This window comes from Candidatus Thiothrix phosphatis (assembly GCF_035668035.1).
Taxonomy (GTDB): Bacteria; Pseudomonadota; Gammaproteobacteria; order Thiotrichales; family Thiotrichaceae; genus Thiothrix; species Thiothrix phosphatis.
In genome coordinates this window covers 1-11,637 of sequence record NZ_JAYMYJ010000095.1, presented here as the reverse complement: position 1 = coordinate 11,637, position 11,637 = coordinate 1, and the positions used below count along the sequence as shown (strand labels likewise).

Genomic DNA, 11,637 nt, shown 5'->3' with positions numbered 1-11,637 from the left:
GTTGCAGAACGACCGCTATTCGCAGGAGACGCCGTTGTCGGTGGCGGGGCTTGGCTTGCAGAACACTGGACGACAGTTGCAGAACGACCGCTATTCGCAGGAGACGCCGTTGTCGGTGGCGCAGCAGAAGATTTCCAACTATGGCAATTGGCAGTTGAACCAGAAGCGCGGCCTGGAGCTGGACAGCACACGGCAGTTGCAGCCAACGGAAAATGCGCTGTCATTGCAGTCGGACATTGAGAAGATGCACGATGCGGCACTTCAGGATGGTGTTGACGTTTTCCGCTTGACGGGCAATGCGGACAGCCTGAACCGGGCGATGGCGGCGGCTTACGGCAAGGGCGTCAGGGTTGATGCGTTGCCGGATGGTGCTGTGCAGGTGCAGGGCAATGGCAGTGTGAGGCGGTTTGGGTCGGTGGATGAGTTTCTGGCGGCTGTTGGCCACCAGGAGGCGGAGGCGGGGCCCGTGGGCAAAGACCGCTACATGACGGTGGATGGCCAATTGTTTGATGTGGTTGGGCAGACGTTTGTGGATATGCCTGCCGGTCGGGCGAAGCCGCAGGAGCCGGACTATTTCACCAAGGAGCTGTTCAAGGGCAAGCTGTCTGAGCGGGAAAAGCTGTCGGAATGGATGGCTGACCCGATGATGAGGCCGGAACAGTTGCAGCAGGTGGCGCAGCGGGCGCAGGCGCTGGATGCGGAGATTGCGGCGATGCGTGGCGACACTGACCCGCTGGCGCTGTCTGGTGCGGCTTACGGGGATGGCCCGTTGGCGGTGCCTGCCCCTGTTGGGCGGGCGCAGGAGCCGGGGAGGGTGGCGGCGGCGGCCAACACCATGGCTGACATGATACCGGGGATTGCGCTTGGCAGGCAGTTGGCGGCTTACGGGGAGGCTGGTGGCCAGCCGTTGGCGCAACAGGCTGGTGCTGGTGGTGCGCCGTTCCGTGATGGGGCCATTGTCAAGGATGGGGCGGGCAGGCAGTATCGGGTTGTGAATGGGCAGCCGGTGCCGTTGTAGTGGGTGTTTGACTTAAAAGGCAAAGCCCGGCCAGGTTCACGCCTGGCCGGGCTTTTTTTGCGTTGGGAGATTGGGATATGTCAGGACAGGTGGATTGGGGCAAGTTCACGCTGGTGCAGGATGCGCCAGCGGCGGGCGGCGATGGCGGCAAGCCGGTGGATTGGGGCAAGTTCACGCTGGTGCAGGATGCGCCGCATGATGGTTCGCTCGGCCATGCGCTGGATGGGGTTGGCACTTCGATTGCGAACCGGGGCGGCAACATCATGCGGGGCCTTGGCATCCGGGCGCTGGACAATGTCCAGGGTGCGCAGGAGCCGCCCTCGGCGCTTGGCCGGGCGGTGAGGGACACGTTGGCGATGACCCCGGCAGGCGACAAGGATGGCCTGCTGTATGGTGGTGTCCGCGCTGGCTTGGCGCTGGCCAGTGGTGGCTATGACGGTGCCGACCGCACGGTTGGGGCGGCGCGCCAGTCGTTGCTGGAGGGCATCCGCCGCAATGATGCGGAGACGCAGGCGGCCACGCCGCCAGATTTGAACATCCTGCAGAAGGGTTTGCGCGGGGCGGTTGAGTCTGGGGCGCTGATGGTCCCGGCGGTGGCGGCTGAATATGCGACCCGTGGCAGGCTGAAAGGCGCGGCGATGGCGGCGGTGCTGGGCGGGGAGACCTATGGCGACAGTTATGCCAGTGCGAGGGCTGCCGGGAAGGGGGCGGCGGATGCGGACCGGTACGCGACGGTGGATGCGGGCATTGAGTTGGCCACGGAGTATGGCCCGGCCAGGGTGCTGACGCGGGTTTTCAAGGATCAGGGCAAGGAGGGGGTGAAGCGGGCGCTCAAGCATTTCCTGGTCGGTGAAATGGCGGGGGAGCAGGTGGCGACCTTGGGGCAGTCGGTGAATGCTTATGCGGAGGGGCTGGACAAGGAGCTGGAGAATGCGAAGACGCTGGGCGAGAAGGTGGCGATACAGGCGGAACGGCAGGCGGTGACGGCGGTTTCCACGGCGTTGCTGTCGGGTGGCATTGCCGGTGCTGGGCATGTGTACAACAAGGCCGCCGGGGGCAAGGATGGGCTGGTCGATTATGAGGCGGAGGATTTGTGGGATGGCCAGCCGGGGCAGGATGCGCCGCCGGAAGCGCAGCCACAGCCGGAACCGGCTGCTGCTGGTGGCCTGTCTGCCTTGATCTCTTCCCATGAGGGCGATTATGGCAGCTTCAACCGGGGCAAAGCTGGTGACGCGGGCGGCGCAAAGATTGACTTCTCGCAGATGACAGTTGGCGAGCTGATGCAGCGCCAATCATTGAGGCCTGGGAACCCAGACCGGGTGTTTGCGTTCGGGAAATACCAGATTGTGCCGACAACCATGGAGGGGGCGGTTGCGGCCTTGGGCATTTCGCGTGATGAAAAGGTGACGCCAGAATTGCAGGAGCGCATTTTTTCAGGCTACCTCACCCAGGGGAAACGCCCTGCCATTGCTGCCTTCATCCGTGGCGAAAATGATAACCTGGGGGCGGCGCAACTGGCGGCGGCGCAGGAGTGGGCGAGCCTTCAGGAGTGGGCGAGCCTTGCTGACCCGCGCACCGGCAAGAGCGTATACGCGGGGACTGGCAACAATTCGGCGGCGGTGTCTGCTGACAAGGTTGGCGCGGCTTTGCAGTCTGCACGCCGGGCTTACGCTGCTGCGGTTGCCGAAGGGAAAACGGCTGATGAGGCGTGGAATCTGGCGCTTGGCTCCAGTGGTGGTGTGGTCATGCCTGGCCATTCAAGCGGGGCCTCTGGCATGGGGCAGGCATTTGCTGGCCAGCGGCAGGATGCGGTGGGCGCGCCGGTGGATGAGGTGCAGCCGACGGAAATGGAGGGTGGCGCTGGGCGGGTGACGCCTGATGTGCCGGTTGGGGACATTACACCAGAGGATTTGACGCTTAATGAAGATGCAGCAGTTAATGAAGATGCAGCAGTTAATGAAGGTGCAGCAGTTGGACAGCCAGTGGCCACGGCAGAAACGCCAGCAGGAATTGCGCCGCCGGAGGATGGCGCGGCCAGTGGTGGTGTTGTGCAGGACGACGGAATGGGGGCAGCCGGTGGGGCTGTTGTGCCGGAAACCGGGCAGCCAGATGGGCAGGCGCAACCGGCAGGCGCTGCTGTTGCCGCAGGCGTGGATTCTGAGCTTTTACCGGGAGGCAAAGCGGATGATGGCGTGGTGGGGCAGGGTCAACGGCAGCCGGTGTCCGCTGGGGTCGGACAGGGTGGGGCTGACGGCAACTTATCTGCTGGTGGCTTACCCGACAATGGGGCGGCGGTTGGCTCGGGTGCTGGCGGCGTTGTAGGCCAGCCGCACCGCGACACGGCGAAGGCGGAGCGCAATGGCTGGAAGGTGGTGGGGGAAACGCGCCAGATGGCTGACCCGGTGACGCGGGCGAATGCTGGGCAGTTCAAGGCTGACCGGGCGGCTGGCAAGGCCAAGGCGGTGGACATCGCTGGCCTGATGGTGGGGGATGAGTTTTCGCTGGAGGTGAAAGGCAGCAGGGCGGCAGGTGGCAAGCAGCAGGTGGGCGGGTATGTCACGGGGATTGTGGGCGACACCGTGCATTATGATGATGTCCAGATGGGCAACATCGTGACGCCCAAGGCCATCCCGCTGCGTGAGCTGGCGAATGGCGGCTATGTCATGCGCGGGCAGGATTTTTTTGTGCTTAACAAGGGCAGGGGAGGGAATGAGGATGCTGGACTGGTCAGCCAGGGCGCGCTGGGCGCTGAGGCACAACAGGCATTATCTGCGCCAGATGCTGCGCAACCACGCGATGTCCAGCATTCAGCATCTGGACAAGAGGCTGCTGGCACGGGCTTTGTTGGGCCGGTAAGGGAGGCGCATAACTTTGCCGAGGCGCGTGAGGCGGCCAAGGCATTTCAGGGCAAGCCGTTGCTGAATGCTGACAGTGGCATTGTTGGGGTGGTGTCGCGCAATTCGTTGGACAAGATGCTGAGTGGGAAGGCGGTTGGGAAGTCGAGTTCAGCCGAGCTGCATTCGATGGTGGTGGCTAACCTGGATGTCTTATTTGAAAGGGCGGTGCTGGGGTGGAAAAAAGCTGACAGGGCTGGCGATGCCAATATTGGCGGAATTTCGCGGTTATTTGTGCCTATGGTTGCAAATGGACGTGCGGTTGCGGTGAAGATTACCGTAAAGGAAATGACTGATGGCGTGACGCCTAACCGTATTTATTCCGTTGAGGCTGTTGAGTTTGAAGAAAGTGGCCCGGTTGCTCAATGGGTTGCCGCATCTGCTGACGCTGATGGCGTCGACCTGACTTCAATCCGCTCAACCGGGCTTCTGTTCAGTATCGCCGAAAGGATAGAGAATTTCAATGGCGCCAAAGGCCGGACAAGTTCCGGCCTTTCTGTTTCCGGGTTGCGCTCAGAACTGGCGGCGAAGTTAGGGGCGAAGCTGCTGGCGCTGCTGGAACGGTCTGGCAGGCTGGTGTTTGCGGATGGCCCGTCAAGGCCGGGTGCGCAGGGGATGCACCTTAATGGGGTGGTGACGCTGTACCCGCAGAACATCAAGCCAGGTGAGGCGTGGGGCGTGTTCCTGCACGAGGCGGGTGGGCATGCTGGCCTTGAAAGGATGCTGGGTGGGAATTACCGGAGGGTGGTGGAGGCGTTCAACCGGTTGCTGGCCAGTGGCAACCCTTATGCGGTTGAGGCCGACCGGCGGCAGCAGGCGGCAGGTACACCAGAACAGCATGTTGGGTCTGAACGGCTGGCGTACCTGACGGAGGACGTGACCAATAACCCGAACCGGGAAGGGTACGGCGCGGCGCGGTTGCTGGTGGGCAGGATAGTGGCGGCTGTGCGGGCGTGGGCGCTGGTGGCGTTGCCGTCATGGGCGCAACCGAGGAACCTGACGCCTGCTGACATCCAGGCGCTGGCGGTGCGGGCGGCGCGGTATTGGGTGGATGGTGGCACGGTAGCTGCACAGGCCGATAACGCACAGCAAGCCACTGAAAACAAGGCAACCACTGGCCGTCAGGAAAATGGTGGCCAGCCCATGTTCAGCCAGACTATCAGCGATGACCTTGACTGGCTTGACCATGGTGAGCCGGTGGCGACGATGCGCGGCGATGAAGTGCCGGTGTTTGGGAAGGTCGGGGAGCTGGCTAGATGGGTTGCTGATTTTTGGGGTTTGAAACATGGCAATGAGGTGGTTAACCCGTTGCTTGGCGCAATCAGGCTTAACAAGCGCGCTGCATTGGATTCCATTGGCCACGGCATTGGCCGGGATAAGGCGCAGGCGTTTTTTCTTGTCCCTGATGCTTTGGCAAACGGTCATGTTTTGGGGTCTTTGCCAGCAGTTGATGGAAAGCCAAAGGCCTACATCGTGGCCGCGCCCATTGGGATTGGTGACAAGACATTCAGGCTTTTGATGGAGGTCAGGCAGGATGCCAATGGAAGCCGCCTGTATGTGCATGAGGTTGTTGTAAGGGAATTTGCCGCCGCGCCTGCTTTCAATTCCTCTGCCGCATCCCAAGAAGGGGCCGGGCCACAAGGGGCAAAGCGCGGGGCTATCTTCAATTTTATGCGCGGGCTGAGGGAAAGGCAAGCCGATAACGGTGCCCAAAAACAGGGGAATATGGGCACGTCAGAGGGTGCGCGCCCAGAAAATGGCAAAAATGATGGGGCGCAGTTTTCCGTTGCGGATGATGGGGCGGATGAGGCCACGCCCAACGCTTGGGATGATGTGCCGATGGGTGCGCCCGCCAAGGGCATGGACAGGGCGGGGGAGCTGGGGCGCAAGGCGTGGGCGTGGGCGCGGGACAATGCGCTGGAGGTGGTGAAGACGGGCGGGCTGGGTGCGTTGACGTTGCGCCAGTTGGCGGAGGTCGGGGAGAAGGTGGTGCCGTCGGCGCGTGGCTATATGGACCGGGTTGAGCGGATGATGACGGACACGAACCAGATGCTGGATGCGTCGGCGAAGCTGGGGCGGCGTTGGGCGGCGCTGGATGGGTTGGTGAAAAAGCGCTTGGCGTGGCTGATGCACAGGGCGACGCTGGAGGGGGTTGACCCGTCGCTGGTGGGGGTGCCGGATGCTGAGATAAGCATTGTGGTGGCTGACCCGGTGTGGCGGGAGAAGCTGGGGATGCCGGAGCGTGACATTTTTGCGGTGGCGGAACGTGAGGCCTTGAAGGTGGATGCGAAGGTGTTGAGGCTGTTGCGCAAGCGCTATCTGGAGGCGCGCAACAGGGCGGTGCGCAGCAAGGGCAGGCGGGAGAGTTATGAGGGGCTGAAGCAGGTGGCGAAGCGGCTGGAGGATGATTGGCGGGCGGCGAGGAATGCGCTGGCCAGGCGTGAGAAGGCGGTGGGGAAGTTTGATGCGCTGGCGGCGAAGTTTGCGGCGTTGCCCGAGGAGGCGCGGGACATTTTCACGGAGGCGCGGGATATGTATGAGGCGCGGTTCAAGCGCAAGCATGAGGCGTTGGTGAGGGCGATTGAGCGGTCGGAGATGCCGGATGGGAAGAAGAAGGCGGTCTTGGCGGAGTTGCAGCATGAGTTTGAGTCGGCCAGGGTGCAGGGGATCTATTTCCCGCTGCACCGGCAGGGTGATTATTTTGTGCGGGCGTCGTTGGCGCGGGATGACCTGGAAAATGGGGTGACGACGTATGCGAAGGACACCAGCCGGGTGAAGCTGGAGGCGCATGTGAACAAGGACACTGGGGAGAGCTGGTGGCAGGTGGCGAAGGATGGCCGCAAGTTTGGGACGGAGGCGGAGGCGCTGGCGGCGGCGGGCCAGTGGGAGACTGAGGCGTTGGCGATGGCGTCGGCGAACACGCGCGCTGACTTGGTGGGCAAGCGGTTGGTGGCGGTTCAGCAGGGGGATGGCTGGGTGTTGCAGGATGACCCGAACGAGCCGGTTTTCATGATGTTCGCAACGGCGGGGGAGGCGATGCGCACGGCGGCGGCGCTGCGGGGTGACAGCCGGTATTCTGGCGTGGGGACGGGCAAGATCAACAAGAACAAGACGCAGGATGAGATGGCGCAGGTGGGGGCGTTGACGGGGCTGATGGGGAAAATGGGCAAGGATGGGCTGGAGGTGCCGGATGAGGTTTACCAGATGCTGCTGGAGATGTTGCCGGAGCTGTCGATGCGCAAGAATGCGATCCACCGTAAGGGGGTGATGGGTTACGCGGATGATGCGTTGCAGGCGTTCGGTTACCAGATGTCGCACCAGGCGCGGCAGATTGCGAAGCTGGAGGCTCGGGATGACCTGAAGGGGCTGCTGGACAAGGTGGCGGAGGAGTCCACCGAGGCGGTGGGTGACAGTGACCGGCTGTTGGCGGGGAGTGTGCGCGAGGAGTTGAAGCTGCGCCATGATTGGGTGATGTCGCCGACCAATGCGCCGTGGACGAACTGGACAAGCTCGTTTGGGTTCTTTATGTACCTTGGGGTGTCGCCTGCGGCGGCGCTGGTGAACTTGTCGCAGGTGGCGGTGGTGGGCTACCCGGTGTTGGCGGCCAAGTTTGGCTGGAAGGGTGCGGCAGATGCGCTGCTGGATGCGGTGAGGCTGTTGAGCGTGAAGGAGGCGCTTGCCGGGGAGGATGCGCTGTCGCGGGATGGCATGGGCGAGGATGAGCTGGAGGCGTTCAGGCAGTGGCACGAGGATGGGGTGATCGACAAGAGCCAGGCGCAGATGCTGGCGGGGATCGGGGACAATGATTCTATCCAGAATTCGCCGACTTACCAGAAGTGGATGGGGCGGACGGCGCATTTGTTCCATAAGGCGGAGGTGGTGAACCGGGAGGTGATGCTGCTGGCGGGTTATCGGTTGGGGCGGAAGTCTGGGATGGGGCATGAGGAGGCGGTGAAGTATGCGCGGGATGCGACGTGGGAGTCGCAGTTCGATTACGCGAATGCGAACCGGGCGCGGGTGATGCAGGGTGATATGGCGAAGCTGTTCCTGATGTTCAAGTCTTATAGCCAGCACATGATTTATTTTTTGCTGCGGAATGCGCACCAGTGGGGCAAGGGTGGCGAGGATGCGAAGGCGGCGAAGGTGAAGCTGTTGGGCATCCTGGGCATGACGCTGGCGATGGGTGGGGTGTCGGCCTTGCCGATTGGGCTGGTGGGGGCGACGACGGCGTTCACGTATGCGAATGCGAGGTATGGGACGCAGAACGCGATCCTTGGGACTGGCGGGGCGGCGGTGGCGCTGATGGTGCTGGCGGCGCTGGTGCTGGATGAGGAGGAGGATTGGGAGGCGGAGGTGCGGGCGTGGTTGCGCGGGGTTGGTGGTGAGTGGCTGGAGACGCTGGTGTTTGGTGGGGCGGTGAATGCTGCCACGGGTGTTGATCTGTCGTCGCGGATTTCGTTGGATGATTTGTTGGTGCGCTCCAGTGACCGTGACCTGGAGGGGGACAGCGCCAAGTTGCAGTTTTCTGAGGCGATGATGGGGCCGGTGGTTGGGTATGCGGCCAACCTTGTGCTTGATGTGCCGAAGTTGTGGGGTGATGGGCATGAGTGGCGGGCGGTGGAGACGGCAATGCCGAAGTTTGCCAAGGATTACCTGAAGGTGATGCGGTTTGGCAGTGAGGGGGTGTTGAACCTGAGGGGGGATGCGGTGGTTGGCAGCAAGTTGTCGGCGATGCCGTGGGATGGGGAGTATGGGCTGTGGGATGCCTTTTGGCAGGGGATGGGGTTTGGTTCCAGCAAGGTGTCGCGGCAGTATCGTGAGAATACGGACAGCAAGAATTATGAGGGGCGGGTGTTTGGCCGCAAGACAAGGATATTGGGGCGGTATTATTTGGCGTGGATGGAGGGTGATGGCGCGGCGATGCAGGAGGCTGTGGATGATGCCATGGCGTGGAACCGTGAACACCCGGATGCTGACCCGATCAGGGGGAAGGATTTGAAGAATGCCATCAAGTCCAGGGTGCGCCGGTCACAAAGCTCGTTGCATGGGGTTTACATGGCGAAAAGCCGAAGGTTTGTCGCGGACGGGTTGAATGTCGATTAGCATCCAGGCGTGGTGAAGGTGAGGGTGTGGATGGCGCGGTGGCGGGCTTGGCGTTGGGCGGTGGTGCTGGCGGCGCGTTCGGCGTAGTGGGCGGCGAGGGCGCGGCGCTGGATGGGCGGCAGGGTGATGATTTGCTGGTGGAGGGCGAGGGCGTCGGCTTCGTCGATGGGGGCGGGCGCGTCGTGCCAGTAGCCGGTGTTGGCGCGCACAGGGGCGTTGGCCATGAGGGTGCCGGACGGGGAGGTGCGGATCTGGCCTGTGCTGCGGTCGATCTGTAGCTGGTTGTCGCGGTGCCACCAGCGGCCCCAGTTTGCGAGGCGGTGGCGGGTGGTGTCTTGCAGGTGGCGTTCCAGCGCCTTGGCGATTTTGTCGGCCATGGCGGGTGGCAGTGGTGTCTTGGCCAGCATTACCTTACCTTTTTTTATGGCGTAGATTGAATTGCATTATACTGATGTTGTTCAAATTTTGTGTTTTTCTGGTGGTTTTTATGGCTGATGTGGCTGACAGTGTTGTGCCGGTGGGTTTCCGTGAGAATGCGCTGGGGCATTTGGTGCCGGTGGGGCAGATCCGGGAGCAGGATTTGTTGCGGGATGAGGTGGTGTGCCGGGTGGCTGCCCATGCCAAGCGGCTGAATGGGGAGCTGGCTGAGTTCAAGCGCGGGTCGTTGGCGGACATCGTTGACTTGGTGGTGGTGTCGGCGGAGCGCTATGGGGCGAAGGTGGGCGGGGATAAGGGCAATGTGACGTTGTCGTCGTTCGATGGGCGCTTCCGGCTGGTGCGCAGCATGGCGGCGGTGATCACGTTCACGGAGGAGTTGCAGGCGGCGAAGGCGCTGATCGAGGCGTGCATTGAGCGTTGGTCGGATGGGGCGGATGCGCGCCTGAAGTCGTTGGTGATGCGGGCGTTCAAGCCGAATGCGCAGGGGGAGCTAAGGACGGCGGCGGTGTTGTCGCTGTTGCGCCTGGAGATGCAGGATGATGAGTGGGCGAGGGCGATGGGGGCGTTGCGGGATTCGATCCAGGCGAGCGGGACGACCGTTTACCTGAATGTGTATGAGCGCGTTGGGGCGACCGGGCTTTACCGGCATATCCCGCTGGATTTGGCGGCGGTGGGTTAGTTGGGTTGGGCGGAAAACCAGTTTTCGACCACCAGTTGGCTGTACATGCTGAAGTCATCCACGTTGCGGGTGACGAGGATGAGTTGGTTGGAGAGTGCGATTGCCGCCCAAGGCCGTAGTGCATTTCGTGCCAGACGGTGACGGCGGTGCAATATTCCCCGGCATGGATGTCCAGCTTGCGCAGTCAAATCATATAAAGAAAAAGAAAATAGTAGTAGTTGCAATAAAAACAAGGGCTTATTATAACATTTCAGCCTGTTTCTATCTCAAGATACAGAAAAGAATCAAGAAAAATATGATGCTTGCTTATCGTTAGAATAGGTAATACCATAAAAGTATTACTTGAGGGCAAAAGGTAAACATCATGCGGGTAACAACGAAAGGACAAGTCACTATTCCTAGAAATGTCAGAGAGATGCTAGGGATCTCCCCTGAAACTGAAGTTGACTTCAAAGAAGAAAATGGAAGATTCTACATAGTCAAAGTCGGAGAACCCACCACCGCCACAGGAAAATTCCATAAGTTTAGAGGCATAGCAACGGCTAAAATGTCAACCGACCAGATCATGGGGCTCACAAGGGAGACATAATGAACGGCGTTTTTGTCGACTCATGTGTGTTGCTTGATTTGTTCACAAATGATCCTAATTGGGCTGACTGGTCAGAGAATATTCTCGATAAATACAGTCAGACCAATACGTTATATATAAATTCAATTGTCTACACCGAGTTGTCTATTGGTTTCGAGAAGATCGAAGAATTAGAGGCAGCCTTGACTGAACTTGAAATAAAAGTTTTAGAGATACCAAGAGAGGCACTATTCCTGACAGGAAAAGTATTTTTACAATACAGAAGAAATAAAGGCACAAAAAATTCCCCTCTGCCTGATTTCTTCATCGGTGCACATGCAACAGTCTCTCAATTTGATTTAATAACCAGAGACTCAGCCAAATATACGACTTATTACCCACAACTTAAACTCATTGATCCAAAAAGCGAAGATCATTAAAAAATAGCCAACGAGTGTGTCGACGACGGACGGCGTGACAGCACATGATTTTACCATTCTACTCCATGCGCCGCCCGTTAATGCAGAGGGTTAGGCTGACAAAAATCAATCACCTTCCAGAAATTTTATATGAACTTTATCTTTTTCCATTGTTGCTAATTGGTATTCAACCTGAACTTTTGCCGAGTTAATCATCTTGCCTGCTGTATTATTTAATTCAGATGCTATTTTGGCGATATTTCGCCAGATTTTAGCTTATAGAAAATATCAGATAATTCTTTCCTTAAGTCTGAAACCGTGTTCATTTAATTAATTCCTTATTTATCTTCAATTTAAGTAGTTTAGCTTCTACCAAGTCATACGGAATGTCTTTTTTATCTACATTCATTCTCAGGCTCCCTCTGGCTCTCCCGTGTTCGCCTTCTTTATGTATAGTGACTATACACTATGCCTTTCAAGGTGAAAAAGCAGACAATAGGCTTTTCACCTTGATGAGC

The 11,637-nt window shown here is 59.7% G+C and carries 7 protein-coding genes; 5 read left to right on the top strand and 2 right to left on the bottom strand.

The window, feature by feature from the left end:
- Together VSS37_RS10245 and VSS37_RS10240 are read left to right on the top strand one after the other, a co-directional pair.
- On the top strand, positions 1-1,018 hold a 1,018-nt coding region (locus VSS37_RS10245), incomplete at its 5' end, for a hypothetical protein (protein WP_324694915.1).
- A gap of 77 nt (positions 1,019-1,095) precedes the next feature.
- Positions 1,096-9,015, top strand: a complete 7,920-nt coding sequence (locus VSS37_RS10240) for a PLxRFG domain-containing protein (protein ID WP_324694913.1) — start codon at positions 1,096-1,098, stop codon at positions 9,013-9,015.
- Here VSS37_RS10240 and VSS37_RS10235 read toward each other — a convergent pair.
- Positions 9,012-9,422 (bottom strand): hypothetical protein, encoded by a 411-nt coding sequence (locus VSS37_RS10235; protein ID WP_324694912.1) that lies wholly within the window; start codon positions 9,420-9,422, stop codon positions 9,012-9,014. The two genes, VSS37_RS10240 and VSS37_RS10235, sit on opposite strands and share 4 nt — an antisense overlap.
- 80 nt (positions 9,423-9,502) lie before the next feature.
- Between VSS37_RS10235 and VSS37_RS10230 the strand changes: the two genes are divergently transcribed.
- Positions 9,503-10,132, top strand: coding sequence for a DUF3164 family protein (locus VSS37_RS10230; RefSeq protein WP_324694911.1), 630 nt, complete (start codon positions 9,503-9,505; stop codon positions 10,130-10,132).
- Here VSS37_RS10230 and VSS37_RS10225 read toward each other — a convergent pair.
- Positions 10,129-10,284 carry a PIN domain-containing protein gene (locus tag VSS37_RS10225; RefSeq protein ID WP_324694909.1) on the bottom strand — a complete coding sequence of 52 codons (156 nt, stop codon included), beginning with the start codon at positions 10,282-10,284 and terminating at the stop codon, positions 10,129-10,131. The genes VSS37_RS10230 and VSS37_RS10225 overlap by 4 nt on opposite strands.
- A gap of 212 nt (positions 10,285-10,496) precedes the next feature.
- Between VSS37_RS10225 and VSS37_RS10220 the strand changes: the two genes are divergently transcribed.
- Entirely contained in the window at positions 10,497-10,721 is a 225-nt protein-coding gene (locus VSS37_RS10220) for an AbrB/MazE/SpoVT family DNA-binding domain-containing protein (RefSeq protein WP_324694908.1), read from the top strand.
- On the top strand, positions 10,721-11,140 hold the full coding sequence (locus tag VSS37_RS10215) for a type II toxin-antitoxin system VapC family toxin (RefSeq protein WP_324694905.1): 420 nt from the start codon (positions 10,721-10,723) through the stop codon (positions 11,138-11,140). Before VSS37_RS10220 ends, VSS37_RS10215 begins: the two co-directional genes overlap by 1 nt.
- The last annotated feature ends 497 nt before the right edge of the window (positions 11,141-11,637 follow it).

Excerpts from the sequence above, each read along its gene's own strand:
- VSS37_RS10215 (WP_324694905.1), top strand. The coding sequence starts at position 10,721 with ATGAACGGCGTTTTTGTCGACTCATGTGTGTTGCTTGATTTGTTCACA.
- VSS37_RS10220 (WP_324694908.1), top strand. The coding sequence starts at position 10,497 with ATGCGGGTAACAACGAAAGGACAAGTCACTATTCCTAGAAATGTCAGA.
- VSS37_RS10235 (WP_324694912.1), bottom strand. The coding sequence starts at position 9,422 with ATGCTGGCCAAGACACCACTGCCACCCGCCATGGCCGACAAAATCGCC.
- VSS37_RS10230 (WP_324694911.1), top strand. The coding sequence starts at position 9,503 with ATGGCTGATGTGGCTGACAGTGTTGTGCCGGTGGGTTTCCGTGAGAAT.
- VSS37_RS10240 (WP_324694913.1), top strand. The coding sequence starts at position 1,096 with ATGTCAGGACAGGTGGATTGGGGCAAGTTCACGCTGGTGCAGGATGCG.